The organism is Microbacterium sp. (genome assembly GCF_046295495.1).
GTDB lineage: Bacteria > Actinomycetota > Actinomycetes > Actinomycetales > Microbacteriaceae > Microbacterium.
In genome coordinates this window covers 63,994-80,009 of the sequence record NZ_JBKBNC010000004.1, presented here as the reverse complement: position 1 = coordinate 80,009, position 16,016 = coordinate 63,994, and the positions used below count along the sequence as shown (strand labels likewise).

The following is a 16,016-nucleotide window of genomic DNA, read 5'->3' as shown; positions in this document are numbered from 1 at the left end:
AGCCCTCAGTCGGCGCTCGCGACCAGGCGTTGCGCGCGCCGGACGCGCCACACCTCGATCAACGCCCACATCAGCGTGGCCACCGCGATCCCCTCCAGCAGCCCCGCCACCACGTCCGACAGCCAATGCGCGTGCAGGTAGGTGCGACTCCACATCATGAGCACGACCCACGCCGCCCCGACGGCCCAGACCCATCGGCGGCGCAGGATGAGACCCAGGCTGACGACGATCGTCGTCGCCACCGCCGTGTGCCCCGAGGGGAACGAGGTCGCGACGGTCTCGGCGAGGGAGTCGGCGGGGCGGGCGCGGGCGATGACGGCCGCCAGCGGTGCCCCGATCAGCACGACGAGGGCGATGGATGCCGCGACATCGAGTGCGTCCCACGGGCGGCGCACCACGAGGAAGACGATCGTGGTGGCGACCCCGATCACGATCATCCCGATCGTGCCGCCCACGATCGCGGGAATCCACGCCACGATCACGCCGACCGGGTTCGCCAGCGACGCCATCGCGTCGTCCCACCACCGGTCGACCTCCAGCGGGGCCGATCCGCTCAGCTCGACCGCGAAGCGAAGCCCCACGAACAGCACCGCGGCGATCCCCCCCCCGACGAGGGCGACCGGGCGTCGCGCGTCGCCGCGCGGCCGGTCGGGGAGGAGGGCGGCGTCGTCGGTCGTGGCATCCATTCCGGAATCGTGACAGGCCCACCCCTCCGAGGGGTAGCGCTTGCCTCGGCGGGTCGGAAGTCCTCCGGGTCAGCGCGGGCGCGCCGAGGCCACGAGCATGTCCAGCCCCAGCTCGAACGCGCGGGTGGCCACCGGGTCGGCGGGGTCTTCGTCGGCGAGCGTGTCGAAGGCCGCGGCGAAGCGCGGGAACGCCTCCTCCTGGCCCGTGGGGTCGAACACGACGGTGGGGCCCGACATGTCGAGCACGCTGCCGAGGATGAACGACTCGAAGGCGGTGAGAAGGGGCAGGATGTCGCGGGGCGTCCAGCCGACGGCCTCGGCCGCCACGGCGAAGTCCTCGTACTCCGCCAGGAGCACGGGCGCCGAGATGCGTTCCGTCATCAGCAGCGGCACGGCCTTCGCGTGGCGCGCGAAGGCGCGGCGGTACGACCGCGCCCAGGCACGGAGGGCGTCCTCCCACGGGAGGTCGCGCAGCGGCGCGGAGTCGATGGCCGCCGACACGAGCGCGCGCACGTCTTCGACCATCGCGGCGCGATTGGGCACGTGGTTGTACAGCGAAGCGGGGTTCACGCCGAGGCGGGCGGCCACGCGCCGGATGCTGGCGCCGTCGGGGCCGTGGCGGTCGACCAGCGCGAGCGCGGTGCGGGCGATGAGCTCGCGGCTCAGCAGCGGTTTCGACGGTCGGGCGATGGCGGCCTCCAGGGTTCCCCGCGAGCCTACGGGCACGGCCGGAATCCCCGCTCGCGCGCATAAAACAAACGGTGTATGTTTACCGCCATGACCCGTGAGGCCTTCACCGTCGTCGACGCCGACGTCGACTCTCTTCGGACCGCTCTCGAGCGCGGTGAGGTGACGAGCGTCGAGCTCGTCGCCCGCTACCTCGCCCGCATCGCGCACTACGACCGCTCCGGCATCCGTCTGAACGCGGTGCCGGTTCTGAATCCCCGCGCGTTCGACGAGGCCCGGGCCTCCGACCTCCGGCGCGCCCGCGGCGGCGTCCGCGGCCCCCTCGACGGCATCCCCTTCACCGCGAAGGACAGCTACCGCGCGACGGGACTGACCGTGGCCTCGGGCTCCCCCGCCTTCCGGAACCTGGTCGCGGGCGACGACGCCTTCGCCATCGCCCGGCTGCGCGAGGCCGGGGCGGTGCTGCTCGGGTTGACGAACATGCCGCCCATGGCGGCGGGCGGCATGCAACGCGGGGTCTACGGCCGCGCCGAGTCGCCCTACGGCGCCGCGTACCTGGCATCCGCATTCGGCTCGGGCTCGTCCAACGGCTCGGGCACCGCCACGGCGGCGAGCTTCTGCGCCTTCGGCCTGGGCGAGGAGACCTGGTCGTCGGGCCGCGCCCCGGCCTCGCACAACGCCCTCGTCGCCTACACCCCCTCGCGCGGGGTGATCTCGGTGCGCGGCAATTGGCCGCTGGTGCCCACGATGGACGTGGTCGTGCCGCACACGCGCTCGATCGGCGACCTGCGCCACGTGCTGGACGCCGTGATCGCCGACGACCCCGAGACCGAGGGCGACCTGTGGCGCACGCAGCCGTGGATCCCGCTCCCCCGGCCCTCCGCGGTGCGCCCCGCCTCGTTCGCCGCGCTGGAGGTGCCCCCGCTCACCGGGCTGCGACTGGCCGTGCCGCGCATGTACATCAACGGCGACGGCGACAACGCCTCGCCCATCGTCACGCGCGACAGCATCATGCAGCTGTGGAACGACCTGCGCGCCGACCTCGAGGCGGCGGGCGCCGAGGTGGTCGAGACCGATTTCCCCGTCGTCGACCGCTACGAGAAGCTGCACGACGGCGACGAGGACTTCGTCGACCGCGGCTTCGTGTCGCGGGCGTTCCTCGACGACGAGGTCGGCGATCTCGCGGTGTGGGCGATGGACACCTTCCTGCGCACGAACGGCGACCCGGCGCTTCCCCGTCTCGCCGACGCCGACCCCGCGCTGATCTTCCCGCACCCGCCCGGCGCCCTCGCCGACAGGTACGGTATCTGGCACTACGACATCTCGTACGACATCGGCGCCTACGTCAGCCGCGCTCAGGCGTGGGAGCCGGACTGGCGCGACGTCGCGGGCCTCGAGGCGGGACTGCGCGGTCTCGAGCACACCCGGCGCGTCGATTTCGAGGACTGGCTCGCCGCCGAGGGGATCGACGCGGTCATCTTCCCCACCCAGGCCGACGTCGGCCCCGCCGACGCCGACGTGAACGCCGCCTCGGCCGACATCGCGTGGCGCAACGGCGTCTGGGTCTCCAACGGCAATCTCGTGCCGCGCCACCTCGGCATCCCGACCGTCACCGTGCCGATGGGCACGATGGCCGACACCGGGATGCCGGTGGGCCTGACCATCGCGGGGCCCGCGTACAGCGACACCCGGCTCGTGCAGCTCGGCGCCGCCGTCGCCGCCCTCGGAGAGCGCCGCACGACGCCGCCGCGCACGCCCGCGCTGGCCGAGGAGGCCCTGTTCGCCGAGCCCCGCCCGGCGGCCGAGGGATCGCTCTCGGTCGCCGTCGACGAGGTGGTCCGCGAGGGCGGGCGCGTGCGTTTCCGCGCCACGGTGACCGGCGGCATCCCCGCCGAGCACGTCGTGTCCGTCGACGGCGAGCGCGTGCACGCCGAGCTGGCGGGCGACACCGTGAGCGGCGTGGTCGCGGTCGCCCCCGACGCGTACGGTGGGCCCGTGAGCGAATGGGTCGCTGCGTACGGCCCGCTCGTCGTGGTCGTCGTGCGCGACGCCGGCGGGGCCGTCGCCGGCGCCGTGGGCACGGCATCCGACTCTCCCCTGTGACACCCGATTCACCCGAGGAACAGCCCGTGAGCGAACACGCACCGATCCCGGTCTTCGACTACTTCTCCCAGGTCGACCTGCCCACCCCGACCCTCTCCGACGACGAGGTGCGCTCTCTGTTCACCGACTCGTTCGGCGTCGAGATCGACGTGCAGGCGCTCGGCAGCCAGCAGGACCAGAACTTCCGCGTCTTCGCGCGCGGCTCGAGCGATCCCCTGGGCGTCCTCAAGCTCAGCAACCCGGTGTTCAGCGAGGCCGAGATCGACATGCAGGATGCCGCCGCGGCCCGCGTGGCCGAGCGGAGTCCGCACGTGCGCATCCCGCGCATCGTCGAGGGCCCGCGCGGCGCGATGTCGGCGTGGTGGGAGTCGAGCCAGGGGCGCATCCACGCGCGCGTGATCGAGAACATCGCCGGTCGCACCCTGATGGGGTCGGGCTACCTCTCCCCCGCCGTGGTAGAGGGCCTCGGCGCGCTGGCGGGCGCGGTGAGCTCGTCGCTCGCCGACTTCACGCACCCCGCGAGCGGGCGCGTGCTGCAGTGGGATCTGCGCCACGCCGAGCGCGTGATCGACACCCTCCTGCCCCTCGAACCGGATGCCGGGGTGCGCGGAGTGGTCGAGAGCGCGGCGCGCGCAGCGCTGGTCGTGCTGGCTCCGGTGGCCGAGCGCCTGCCGCGCCAGGCCGGGCACTTCGACGTCACGGACGACAACGTGCTGCGCGCCCCCGGGGCGACGGTGCCCGACGCGGTCATCGACTTCGGCGACGTCTGCCACTCGTGGCGCGTCGGCGAGATCGCGGTGACGGTGTCGTCGGTGCTGCACCACGACGGCGCGACGCCCGAGAGCGCCTTCCCCGCGATCCGCGCCTTCGACCGCCTCCGCGATCTCACCGACGACGAGCTCACGGCCCTGTGGCCGCTGGTGATCCTGCGCGGCGCGGTGCTGGTGCTCAGCGGTCGGGCCCAGGTGCGACTCGACGCCTCGAACGACTACGCCTCCGTCGCGCTCGAGCGCGAGATGCGCATCCTCGAGCAGGCGGCATCCGTCCCCATCCCGGTGATCACGGCCGCGACCCGGACGGCCCTCGGTCGCCCCTCTCGCGAGCCCCGCCCCTGGACGCGCGGCGCACTGCTGCCGGTCGCCGCCCCGCGCCGGGAGCTCGACGCCTCGACCGAGTCGCCGCTGAACGACGCGGGCGCCTGGCTCCAGGCCTCGACCCTCGACACCGCCGCCTCGCGGTGCCTCGACGCGGGCGCCGCGATGGTCACCGTGCCCGCCTGGCGGGCGCAGCTGACCGGCACGGTCGACCCCCTCCCGTCCTCCACCGCGACCGTCCCCACCGGCGTCACGGTCTGGCTCGCCGAGCCCACCCCGCTCGCCCCCGGTGACATCCGCGTCGACGGCGACACGCTGACCTGGAGCTCGGGTGAGGAGACGGTGATCGTCTCGGGGGTCCCCGCCGGCTCGGCATCCGGGATGCTTCCCGCTCGCACGCGGCTGGTGGTGCGGCGTGGGCGGGACGCCGCGGTGCCGCCCCCGCGCGTCTCGCCCACCCTCGCCCGCGCGTGGCGCGAGGTGGCCGGCGACCCGGGTGCGGCGATCGGCGTCCCCGCCGCACCGCCCGTCGCCGACGACGTGCTCGCGCGTCGACACGGGGTGCTCGCCGAGGTGCAGGAGCACTACTACACCGTTCCCCCGCGCATCGAGCGCGGGTGGCGCGAGTACCTCGTCGATGTGGACGGACGCGTGTACCTCGACATGGTGAACAACGTCGCCTCGATCGGGCACGCGCACCCGCGCGTCGTCGAGGCGGGATCGCGGCAGATGCACCTGCTCAACACGAACTCGCGCTTCCACTACCGCGCGATCGCCGATTTCGCCGATCGGATCGCGGCGACCCTGCCCGACGGCTTCGACACGGTCTTCTTCGTCAACTCCGGCTCCGAAGCGACCGACCTCGCGATCCGCCTCGCGATGGCGGCGACCGGGCGCCCCGACATCGTCGCGATGCGCGAGGCGTACCACGGCTGGACCTACGCCAGCGATGCGGTGTCGACCTCGATCGCCGACAACCCCTTCGCCCTCGAGACCCGTCCCGACTGGGTGCACACGGTGGATGCCGCGAACTCCTACCGCGGCCGTCACCGCGGCGCCGACGCCGCCCGATACGCACCCGAGGCCGTCGCGGTGATCGACGAGCTCGCGGCATCCGGTCGCGCACCTGCGGGCATGATCGCCGAGACCTACTTCGGCAACGCCGGGGGCGTGGCCCTGCCCGAGGGGTACCTGCGCGAGGTCTACGCCGCGATCCGCCGGCACGGCGGGCTCGCGATCGCCGACGAGGTGCAGGTCGGATACGGGCGGCTCGGCGAGTGGTTCTGGGGCTTCGAGCAGCAGGATGCCGTGCCCGACATCGTGGCGGTCGCCAAGTCCATGGGCGGCGGGCACCCGCTCGGCGCGGTCATCACCCGCCGAGAGGTGGCCGACCTCTACCGCACGCAGGGCTACTTCTTCTCCTCGACGGGCGGCTCGCCCGTGTCGTCGGCGATCGGCATGGCCGTGCTCGATGTGATCGAGCGGGAGGGGCTGCAGGAGAACGCGCGGACCGTCGGCGCGCACCTGAAGGGCCGCCTGGAGGAGCTCGCGCTCCGGCACGACCTCGTCGGCGCCGGGCACGGCGCGGGGCTGTATCTGGGCGTGGAGTTCGTGCGCGACCGCGAGACCCTCGAGCCCGCCACCGCCGAGACCGCCGCGATCTGCGACCGTCTGCTCGAGCTCGGCGTGATCATGCAGCCCACCGGCGACTTCCAGAACGTGCTGAAGATCAAACCGCCCCTGGTGATCACGCGCGACGCGGTCGACGTGTTCGTCGACGCGTTGGACCGCGTGCTCACCACGGGCTTCTGAACGCCCTCCCCCGCCTGACCCGCCCCCACCGACCCGCCCACCCGAGGAGCCCGACATGTGGCGCATGCCCATCGAATCCGCCGCGCACGAACGCACGTGGATGGCCTTCCCCCGCGAGGGCATCACCCTCGGCGAGGGTGCCGAGACCCGCGAAGAGGGCTACCGCGCGTGGACCGACGTCGCGCACGCCGTCGCGGAGTTCGAGCCCGTGACCATGGTCGTCGACCCGACCGAGATCGCGCGCGCCCGACGCATGCTCGACTCGTCGATCGAGATCGTGGAGGCCCCCCTCGACGAGTTCTGGATGCGCGACGTCGGACCGAGCTTCGTCGTCGACCCCGACCGCCCGGGTGCGCTCGGGGCCGTGGACTGGATCTTCAACGGCTGGGGCGCGCCCGACTGGGCGGAGTGGCAGAAGTCGGCCGGCATAGCCCGCGTGGTCGCCGAGCACGCGGGCGCCGAACGCATCGACTCCCTCCTCGTGGCCGAGGGCGGGGGCCTGCACGTCGACGGCGCGGGCACCGTGCTGCTCACCGAGACGGTGCAGCTCGACCCGCGCCGCAACCCCTTCGCCGATCGCGCGCGCGTCGAGGCCGAGATGACCCGCACGATCGGTGCGACCGACGCCGTCTGGCTCTCGCGCGGTCTCACCCGCGACTACGACGACCTCGGCACCAACGGCCACGTCGACATCGTGGCCACCTTCGCCGCCCCCGACCACGTGCTCGTGCACGAGCAGACGGATGCCGCCCATCCCGATCACGAGGTGTCGCGGGTCGTACGCGGAGAGCTCGAGAACGCCTTCGCCGCCCTCGGCCGCTCCGTACGGATCACCGGCATCCCGGCCCCGACGACCCTGCGCGACGACCACGGTTGGGTGGACTGGAGCTACATCAACCACCTCGTCACCAACGACGGCGTCGTGCTGTGCGGCTTCGGCGACGGCACCGCCGACGCGCGCGCCCGCGAGATCGTCGCCGACGCCTACCCGGGCAGGCGCGTGGTCACGGTCGACGCGCGGCCGCTGTTCGACCGGGGTGGCGGCATCCACTGCATCACGCAGCAGCAGCCGACGCGGGGCTGAGGGCGACGCGCTCAGACGTGGGCGGTGACCGGGGTCTCGCGTGACGCCGGATCGGCCGTGCGGTACGCGAAGACGAGGCGGGCCGGGACGCGACCGGCCAGCACCTCGCCGACGCAGTGGTTCACGTCCGCCAGATCTCGGGTCTCGGTGATGACACGGGTGCGACCGAGCGCGTGGAGGGCGAACACGTCGGCGAGATCCTGGCGTGTTCCCACGATCGAGCCGATCACGCTGATGCCCTTGAGCACCGTGTCGAAGATCGGGATCGTCAGCTCACCGTCCGCGGGAAGCGACACGAGCACGAGTCGTCCGCCTCGGTTGAGCGCGTCGAACGCCTGGCGGAACACCGTCGGGGCGACCGCGAGCACGATCGCCGCGTCGGCCCCGCCCAGCCGCCGGATGGCTTCGACCGGATCGGTGCTCCGCGCGTCGACGACGTGGTCGGCGCCGAGTTCGGCGGCCATGCGCAGCTTCTCCTCCGTGACGTCGACGGCGATGACCCTCGCGCCGACCAGGCGGGCGTACTGCACGGCCAGGTGGCCGAGTCCGCCGACGCCGAAGACCGCGACGGTCTCCCCCGGGACGACCCGGGCGTTCTTCACCGCCGCGTAGGTGGTGACGCCCGCGAACGTCAGCGGCGCGGCGTCGACCGCCGTGACGCCGTCGGGCACCGGCACCGCGAAGCGCGCATCGGCGATCATGTACTCGGCATACGCCCCGTCGACGCCGTAGCCGTTGTTGTCCTGTTTCTCGCAGAGGTTCTCGCGCCCGTCGACGCAGTAACGGCAGTCTCCGCACGCGCGGCCGAGCCACGGCATCGCGACGCGCTGGCCCACCGTGCGACCGGTGACGCCGTCGCCGAGCTGCTCGACGATCCCGACGCCCTCGTGCCCGGGGACGAGCGGCAGAGCGGGCTTCACCGGCCAGTCGCCGTTCATCGCGTGGATGTCGGTGTGGCACAGTCCGCAGGTCTCGAGCCGCACCAGCACCTGCCCGGGCCCGGGCTGTGGGACGGCCCGTTCCTCGACGTTCACGAGCGAACCGAACCGTTCGACGACTGCTGCACGCATGATCTCTCCTTCGATCGTCCACTGGCTCGAGTCTTCGCCGGCGGTCGTGCGCACGACGGGTCGAAGGTCCCGTGGAGTTCGCTCCGTCGGCGGGACCATCGGAACGAGCCGATCCACGGCGCGAACGAAGGAGCGATCATGAACGGCGCAATCGCGGTCGGGGTCACCGACGCATCGGGGGCGCGCAGCGCCCTGCAGTGGGCGATCGAACGTGCGGTCGCACGACGGGAACGCTTGATGCTCGTCTGCGTCGTGGGCTCCGCGTGGGGCATCGGCGGGGAGGAGCCGCTGATCGAGGGCGCGATGCAGAAGACCCGGGCACTGCTCGAGGAGGCGGCCGCGCACGCCCGCGCGGAAGGGGCGGATGCCGAGGTCTCGATCGAGCGGGGAGACCCCGTGACGCGACTGATCGACGTCTCGGCGCGCGCCGACCTGCTCGTGCTGGGCAGCGACTTCGCGCGCGACGGGTCGCCGCTCCGTGGTGTCCGCGGGGTACGGATCGCCGCCGGTGCGCGGTGCCCCGTCGTCGTGGTCCCCGACACCGGCGCGCAGGACCGCACCGGTGTCGTGGTGGGGGTCGACGGCTCGGAGGTGTCGGAGAAGGCCGTGGCATTCGCCGCGGCGGAAGCGGACCGGGCGGGGGAGGCCCTGACCGCGGTCATGACCTGGTCGCCGGTCCCGGTGCCCTTCGAACTGGACGACTACCCGCAGGACTACCTCGATCGGATGCAGTCCCTCACGACGGAGGACCTGGCCATCTCCCTCGCGGGTCTTCGGCAGGACTACCCCGATCTGGCGGTGTCCTCCGTCGTCGAATCCGGCTACCCGGCGGCCGTCCTCCTGCGCGCGTCCCGCTCCGCGCGGCTGCCAGGGCGACAGCGGCGGTCCCGTCATCTCGAAGGGAAGCACCGGAGGGCGATACGCCATGGGCGTCATCAGCGGCATCTACATCGGCACGACTAACTGCACCGGTGACGCTGGTGGACGGCTTTGCAGCCCCCGCGTCATCTACGCACCACTGAACGAGTTCTTCAACGCAGGTTGGGGGCTGAACTACTACCCGTAAGAGCTCATTCGACGTGGACCTGCACAGTGAAGTCATCTGTCAGGTCCACGTCGGTCGCGAACTCGAAGACCTGTTCGTACAATTCGGCGCTGCAGATCTCAGCGGTACGGCGAATGAGCGTGATGTTGACGAGCCGGTCGTCGTCATTCGTATTGTCGAGAGTCGCCGACCAGTCACACCCAGCTGAGGCAGGCGCGGTTACGAAGATCGTGAACACGACCGGCTTCCGGCGGGGCTTGTGATCAATCGTCCTGGTCATCGGTCTCTCCTTTGAGATCGCTGGCCGCCAGATCTGCGCTGACGCGGCGGCCTCATCAAGCTGCCACAGACTTGGCCTCCCGACCATCAGCGAACCTGCTCCATTGCAGGCTGCTTGTTCGCGACAATAGACCGTTAACTTCGCGGAGTCCAGCGTCAAACCGGAAGAGAGAATCCCGAGTCGCCGACCCGACGCCACCGGCCATGGGACTCGCCGTGCACACCCCTCGTTGATCTAGGGGATCCTTGGTTCTCCCTTGATCAGAAGAGCCGACGACCCGTCCGCAAGACGCAGCAGGTCTGCCGCGAGCAAGTAGGTCCACACGACACAGGTCTCAGCCTCCGCCGTGGAAACGGAGTCGTGCACGCCCTTGCTTGCAAGCGCATCCAGCGATTTCAGACGGCCACCCAGGCTATCCAGCGTCCGCTGGACAACCTCGCCTTGGCCATGCTTTCCGAGCGTCTCGCGCACATACTGCACAAGACGGTTTCTGAACTGATCGTCTGACATCTTTCGAGGAACACCATCCGCGCCATTGATCGTCTCGTTCGTGGCCGGGTACAAGTGATCAGCGAGCGACTTGATCATCCGTCGACAGGAGGTGAGAGCGTGTGCGAGGTCTTCGCTCGACCCGTCGTACAAGCGATCCTGCGCTGCAACGAATTGAGCAAGGGCTGAGGGCGCATACTGCGCCAACGACGAGTTGACGTACTCCTGAGCTCGAACGAAGACGCCCGCCTGGGCCTGGCCAGATTCGAGTTCCATCTCCGTGGTGACGAGAAACTCGTGCAGCGTAGTGCGCACGCGTCCAACAATCGATTGAATGTGATCGATCAAGGGCAGCATCTTCGCCCGCCCACTGTCCGCCTCCCGCTGAGCGTAGTAAAGGTCGCTGCCGGAGAGTCCAGGCGGGACGACGTAGCTGTCGTACGCCGACTTAACCGTCTCAAGTTTCTCCTCAAGCTTCCCAATCGGGGTGGTATCGACCCCACCCCTTCCGTTCAGGTCAGCCGATCGATTCCTCTCGTACGTCTCGTAGGCACGCAGGGATTCTTGGCCACCCTCTTCGGCACCGAGCAGAGAATCGAGCTCAGAGCGGATACGAGTGATCGTCGGATCAGCCCGATCAACCCTCTTGTCGGCACCGACATCCATAACCTCGAACTGCAACCACAGCTGGTGGACGTAGTCCTTGCGCAGCGCAGCGATCCGGATTGCACGTCGCACGTGAGCGGCGATGCTGCTCTCCGGGGAGTCGAACTCCTCGAGCGCGATCGAGAGAAGTCGTCGAACTTGAGGAGACTCTGACATGGTGTCAGGTTACGACTGCAATGCCGAAGAGTCGCAACATTCTGCTGCCACCCGGCATCCGTTGCGAAGCCCGCGCCGACAGCGCGTTCGGGGCTCACGCATTCCATGTCCCGTCGCCCATCCGTTCGACCGTCCGATCGCTGGAAGATGGTGCCGCATCTATCCCCGTCTTTCTGCAGAGACAGGGGCAAGTTGGGAGCGGACTGATCCGGCTGCTGCCGGATCCATCTTCCCTACCCGAACTGCGCCCCAGCGCGCCTGACCTGAGGAGGGTCTGGACTCACGCAATTGGGCGCCCAAGACCAATCCGACGCACATCGATGTCGGAGGCCTGTTGTACCGTCGGTGGCCCAACTACCTGAAGGGGGTCACGATGGCTGACTACGACGTGCAATACGCCAAAGACAAGGGCGACTGGAGCGCCAAGCGAGCAGGTGCTTCGCAAGCGGCTGGTCGTTACGGCACCCAAGCTGAGGCACACGACGCCGCAGTAGGGTTCGCGAACCGCAGCGGCGGCGGTGAAGTCCGTGACCATCGTAAAGACAACAATGAGATCCGCAACACCGATACCGTGGGCAAGAAGGATCCGCATCCGCCCAAGGGTTGATCCGACTGGCTAGATAGGCCCGGCTTCTCTTTCGGAAGTCGGGCCTATCCGTTTAGCGAGCGAAAAGAAGCGCAAAAGAGTATCAGCAGTCTCCCGCCAACTGAACGCGTCCGCGACGCCGTGAAGAGCTACATCCAATTATCCGCGGACTTGCATTGCTGACATAGCGAAGACCGGCTGGCGGTGACAAGCCCGATCCTGCTGGGTAGAGCTGTTCGCTCTGAAGGCAAGTCAATCACGTTCATGTCGAGCGCTCTCATAGCCCGAACGACGGAGCCGAGCGATGATCCTTCCGCGCCCGATTCGAGCCGACGATAGGTGCGCACCGACATATCAGCTTCGAGCGCAACGTACTCTTGGGACCAGTTGCGCAACCTCCGAACACAGAAGAACTGGCGCGCAATTTCGTGCAATTCCGAATCAGTCGGCATCGGTGCATCTCCCGCCCCCCGGTGAGAAATCTTGCTTCCGCCGCAAAATTACTCGACTCGCGCTTGAACCGCTACCTCGCATACGCGATTCATTCAGTGTTCACTCATGTATCCCGCTGTTGCAGATTATTGCGAGCACATCAAGACCTCCTGCGCCCTGGCAACGCGGGCGCTCCGACGGTTCGCTCCTCACTGTGCTGCTTACATCCTGCAAGCAGCAGAGAGATGAGGATGAAATGACTTCGAATCAAGCTCCCGCACGTCGTTCCCGTCGCTTGATGGCCGCAGTGGCTGCCGCAGTCGTGACGTGTGCCGTAGGTGTGCTCGGTGCCGCCCCAGCACACGCGGGCGATGCGCGATGCACGGCTGACCGCCTTCAGATCGACTGCGGCGTCATCTATAACACGTCTGGCGTTAGCGTTCGGATCGCGACAAACTTCTCGCCTACGTACAGCTCTGATGTCGGAACCGTCTCGGGGGTGACCGCCACCCTCGGAGGGACCCAGAACTCGAACGTCTTCAAGGACTCATCCGGGCGCTACTACGACTGGGACGCCGTGTACATCCCGCCCAAGTCGTGTCTCTTCATGAAGGTGGGGCCAGGGTTCGGCTCGGACGTCGGGTACAACAACACGCGCACCTACGGCGTGTGGTACAAAGTCAACAACCTCGGCGCTCAAGTCCGCGGACTGCGCTCCTGCTAGGCGGTTGATGTTTACCACATATGAGGTGATGTCCCGTGCTCGAACGTCTAGCATGTCGAGCATGGGACATCTCCATAGCATTCGTCGCATTGTTTCTTTCGCATGTGCCCTCGCATTCTTCGGGGCGTCACTATGGCTGACGTGGGTTACGTCCTCCTACTGGGTAGCGTGCACCGGTGCCTCACGAAGCAATATGAATACGGCCTGCGCGGAAGCTATGTCGTCTTATAGCTACGCATCTCTTATCAACGTCTGGATTGCGTTAGCGGCAGTCGTGGTCGCACTCGTGGCCACGCGGGCGGTTGCCGTGGTTCCCACGGGCGGGGTCGCCATCGTTGCGATCCTGGCTGCGTGCCCGATGTTCGACGCGGGATTCTTCTGGATTGAGTGGGGAAGTGCCGACGGAACGCCGGGGCAGGGTTTATGGACGGCAATATTGTTCGCCGTTTCGGGCATGTGCCTTCTCTACGCGTCGGCATCCCAGAGCAATAAGACGACACGCGGCAAAGCCGACACTTCCATTGTCGAACCCAGTGCACGGTAATCTGCGCGACAGCACAGGAACACATAAGTGCAAGATCTCCAACGAGCCTGCCAAAAACTCCAACACTTCGAACAGAACGCTCTTGGCGCGAAAGTTCGCGGCATGCGGTCGGCGGATCACTCTCGTTCAGCAGCCTGAAGGACCTGCACTAGTCGCCTACGGTGCCGGACAGCACTTTCGGCCGAGAGCGTGATGTTCGACAAGCCCTCACCGAGATTGAGCGCTACCCATACCTCATCACGTGCGGTCGCGCTCGTAAACGTGACGACGACAAGCTCAGTTGCCGCTGCCATGCCGTCCGGGTCTCGGAACACCACCGGTACCACTGCCATCCGCTGGTGACAACGGTCAGCGGGCTCCATCTCCTGGCACTGCACCTGTTCGCACCAGGGTGGACAGGGGGTCACATCAACGTCGGAGTTGTCACTCATCACGGACTCATCTCGGGTCAGTCGTCTACTCGGTCCAGCGACAGACCGTACGGCGCGCCATGCCACGGGTGGAAGACGTTTGGCGACTCGGGTGCTTGAGCACCCCTGTCATCACTGGCACGAGGCAGGCCAAGACACCTCGCGCCTCGATGCACAAGTGATGCAAACTCCGCATCACTGGTCGAGGCGCAGTCCTGTCCTCGTGTGACCCCCGTTATGAACGTTCTCCTACAGAGAACACCCACCCCGAGTGAGCCAGAAAGAGTGATCGGACACTAGAAAAGCCCGGTCAATCGAGCAAAAATGCGATGGCTCTGAACGATAGAGCCAGCAACCTCGCCAATAAGCAAGCCGCCGCACCGAAGCGGGCGGTGCTCTATCTGCGCGTTTCGACGTCACGCCAGGCGACGAAGAACAATGAGGCTGAGGGGTACTCGATCCCGCAGCAACGCGAGTTCTGTACGGCGAAAGCACGAGACCTGGGCGCGGAGGTGGTCGAGGAGTTCGTCGATGCCGGAGCATCGGCGCGATCCGCCAACCGTCCCGCCTTGCAGCGAATGCTGGCCGCGTTGAACGACCCGGCATCGGACATCGACTACGTCATCGTGCACAAACTCGACCGACTCGCCCGAGATCGTACGGATGACGTCTCGATCGTGATGGCCATTAAGTCGGCAGGGGCGACGCTCGTCTCCGTGAGTGAACTCATCGACGAGACACCGAGCGGCAAACTGGTGCATGCCATCCTGTCCGGCTTTGCCGAGTACTACTCGTCGAACCTCTCGGCCGAATCGAAGAAGGGTATGGCCCAGAAGGCGAAAAGCGGTGGCACGCACGGCGTGGCACCGATCGGCTACCTCAACACGCTCGCTCGGATCGACGGGCGCGAGGTCAAGGGTGTGGCGCTTGACGATGAGCGAGCCACACACATCCGCTGGGCCTTCAAGACCTACGCCACCGGCGATTGGAGTGTCTCAACGCTTAGAGATGCCCTTGAAGAGCGAGGGCTACGCAGCCGCGTGACCCAGAAGTATCGCGGGACACCGCTGTCGGATGCGCAGGTGCACCGGTTCCTGAAGAACCCTTACTACATCGGGAAGATCGTCTACCAGGGCGTCATCCTTGACGGAGCGCACGACCCTCTCATCGATGAGAAGACGAGGTTCCATTGCCAGGACCTACTTGCAGGGCGACGTATCGCCGGCGATCGCTCGTGGAAGCTGAACCACCCACTTAAAGGGTCGCTTCGCTGTAAGCGCTGTGGTGGGCGCATGGGCTTTGGCAAGTCCCGCGGTAAGGGCGGGGTCTACGAGTACTTCTTCTGCCTTGGGCGTCACACTGGCCGCACGGACTGCGACCTGCCCTATATCGGTGTCGAGAAAGTCGAGTCTGCGGTTTTGCAGGAGTGGCATGCCAAGGGCTGGCTGACGACGGATGAGATCGCTCAGACCAGAGCGGCCGCGATTCAAGCCATCGACGAGTACCTCGAATCGAGCAAAGTATTGCTTGCACAGCAGGGGAAACGGCTCGAGCAACTTGAGCGAAAGAAGCAGAAGCTCATCGACGCCTACCTCGACGACGCGCTCTCAGCAGAGGATGTCAAAGAGCGACAACTCGCGGTGCAGCGCGAAATCTCAGATGCGGAGAACCTGCTTCGCTCGGCTGAAGATGACCGTCTCCTGCTGCTCGAGCGACTCGACACAGTGCTGTCCGCGCTTGAACATGCAGAGCGACTGTACGAAGCAGGGTCGGACGAGACCAAGCGGTCGCTGAACCAGGCCATTTTTGAGCCGTTCGAGGTAGACCTGGTCGACGAGGGCGGGGTGCCACTTGCTGAGGCCGCCTACGAGGCCACCTGCCAGGCAGAAGCGGCCCTGTCTGCGCCTGTGGCGGCGGTAGTGCAGTTTGCGGGCGCTGTCCGGCGAGAGGGGGCTTTCAGAGCCAACAACAGTGCACGGGGGCCACACAAGAAAACCCCCGGCAAGCTTGCGCTTACCGGGGGTTCCAACGTGACTCACTTGGCGGTGACGGTGGGATTTGAACCCACGGTAGGGGTGAACCTACACAACATTTCGAGTGTTGCACCTTCGGCCGCTCGGACACGTCACCGTCGAACAGCTTACGACA

12 protein-coding genes, 1 tRNA gene and 2 pseudogenes are annotated in these 16,016 nt (G+C 67.7%); 7 read left to right on the top strand and 8 right to left on the bottom strand.

The features are described from left to right. Positions 1 to 5: 5 nt before the first annotated feature. The gene (locus ACK4LS_RS02995; protein WP_409712925.1) at positions 6 to 686 is read right to left on the bottom strand and encodes a phosphatase PAP2 family protein; all 681 of its coding nucleotides are present in this window, start codon (positions 684 to 686) and stop codon (positions 6 to 8) included. A 69-nt stretch (positions 687 to 755) separates the two neighbouring features. After that, on the bottom strand, positions 756 to 1,412 hold the full coding sequence (locus ACK4LS_RS02990) for a TetR/AcrR family transcriptional regulator C-terminal domain-containing protein (protein ID WP_409712923.1): 657 nt from the start codon (positions 1,410 to 1,412) through the stop codon (positions 756 to 758). A gap of 51 nt (positions 1,413 to 1,463) precedes the next feature. Between ACK4LS_RS02990 and ACK4LS_RS02985 the strand changes: the two are divergent. From ACK4LS_RS02985 to ACK4LS_RS02975, 3 genes and pseudogenes are all read left to right on the top strand, one after another. Next, positions 1,464 to 3,137: pseudogene (locus ACK4LS_RS02985) on the top strand (amidase); the annotation flags it as partial. A 365-nt stretch (positions 3,138 to 3,502) separates the two neighbouring features. Beyond that, positions 3,503 to 6,382 (top strand): aminotransferase, encoded by a 2,880-nt coding sequence (locus tag ACK4LS_RS02980; protein WP_409712921.1) that lies wholly within the window; start codon positions 3,503 to 3,505, stop codon positions 6,380 to 6,382. A gap of 55 nt (positions 6,383 to 6,437) precedes the next feature. Next, positions 6,438 to 7,466 (top strand): agmatine/peptidylarginine deiminase, encoded by a 1,029-nt coding sequence (locus ACK4LS_RS02975; protein ID WP_409712919.1) that lies wholly within the window; start codon positions 6,438 to 6,440, stop codon positions 7,464 to 7,466. An 11-nt stretch (positions 7,467 to 7,477) separates the two neighbouring features. On the opposite strand, the gene ACK4LS_RS02970 is transcribed toward ACK4LS_RS02975, so the two are convergent. Further along, positions 7,478 to 8,536 (bottom strand): zinc-dependent alcohol dehydrogenase, encoded by a 1,059-nt coding sequence (locus tag ACK4LS_RS02970; RefSeq protein WP_409712917.1) that lies wholly within the window; start codon positions 8,534 to 8,536, stop codon positions 7,478 to 7,480. A 138-nt stretch (positions 8,537 to 8,674) separates the two neighbouring features. On the opposite strand from ACK4LS_RS02970, the gene ACK4LS_RS02965 reads away from it, so the two are divergent. Continuing rightward, positions 8,675 to 9,499 carry a universal stress protein gene (locus tag ACK4LS_RS02965; RefSeq protein ID WP_409712915.1) on the top strand — a complete coding sequence of 275 codons (825 nt, stop codon included), beginning with the start codon at positions 8,675 to 8,677 and terminating at the stop codon, positions 9,497 to 9,499. 107 nt (positions 9,500 to 9,606) lie between these two features. On the opposite strand, the gene ACK4LS_RS02960 is transcribed toward ACK4LS_RS02965, so the two are convergent. Together ACK4LS_RS02960 and ACK4LS_RS02955 are read right to left on the bottom strand one after the other, a co-directional pair. Further along, entirely contained in the window at positions 9,607 to 9,861 is a 255-nt protein-coding gene (locus ACK4LS_RS02960) for a hypothetical protein (RefSeq protein ID WP_409712913.1), read from the bottom strand. A gap of 234 nt (positions 9,862 to 10,095) precedes the next feature. Continuing rightward, on the bottom strand, positions 10,096 to 11,172 hold the full coding sequence (locus ACK4LS_RS02955; RefSeq protein ID WP_409712911.1) for a hypothetical protein: 1,077 nt from the start codon (positions 11,170 to 11,172) through the stop codon (positions 10,096 to 10,098). Positions 11,173 to 11,545: 373 nt separating this feature from the next. On the opposite strand from ACK4LS_RS02955, the gene ACK4LS_RS02950 reads away from it, so the two are divergent. Beyond that, positions 11,546 to 11,779 (top strand): DUF2188 domain-containing protein, encoded by a 234-nt coding sequence (locus ACK4LS_RS02950; RefSeq protein ID WP_409712909.1) that lies wholly within the window; start codon positions 11,546 to 11,548, stop codon positions 11,777 to 11,779. Between the two features lie 128 nt (positions 11,780 to 11,907). Here the strand turns inward: ACK4LS_RS02950 and ACK4LS_RS02945 are convergent, their stop codons facing one another. Further along, the gene (locus ACK4LS_RS02945; RefSeq protein ID WP_409712907.1) at positions 11,908 to 12,210 is read right to left on the bottom strand and encodes a helix-turn-helix domain-containing protein; all 303 of its coding nucleotides are present in this window, start codon (positions 12,208 to 12,210) and stop codon (positions 11,908 to 11,910) included. Positions 12,211 to 12,689: 479 nt separating this feature from the next. Between ACK4LS_RS02945 and ACK4LS_RS02940 the strand changes: the two genes are divergently transcribed. After that, the gene (locus tag ACK4LS_RS02940) at positions 12,690 to 12,914 is read left to right on the top strand and encodes a hypothetical protein (protein WP_409712905.1); all 225 of its coding nucleotides are present in this window, start codon (positions 12,690 to 12,692) and stop codon (positions 12,912 to 12,914) included. 660 nt (positions 12,915 to 13,574) lie between these two features. Here ACK4LS_RS02940 and ACK4LS_RS02935 read toward each other — a convergent pair. After that, positions 13,575 to 13,889 carry a DUF6907 domain-containing protein gene (locus ACK4LS_RS02935; protein ID WP_409712903.1) on the bottom strand — a complete coding sequence of 105 codons (315 nt, stop codon included), beginning with the start codon at positions 13,887 to 13,889 and terminating at the stop codon, positions 13,575 to 13,577. Between the two features lie 308 nt (positions 13,890 to 14,197). Here ACK4LS_RS02935 and ACK4LS_RS02930 point away from each other — a divergent pair. Then, a pseudogene (locus ACK4LS_RS02930) lies at positions 14,198 to 15,286 on the top strand (recombinase family protein); the annotation flags it as partial. A gap of 622 nt (positions 15,287 to 15,908) precedes the next feature. On the opposite strand, the gene ACK4LS_RS02925 reads toward ACK4LS_RS02930, so the two are convergent. Further along, a tRNA-Ser gene (locus tag ACK4LS_RS02925) sits at positions 15,909 to 15,998 on the bottom strand. Between the last annotated feature and the right edge of the window lie 18 nt (positions 15,999 to 16,016).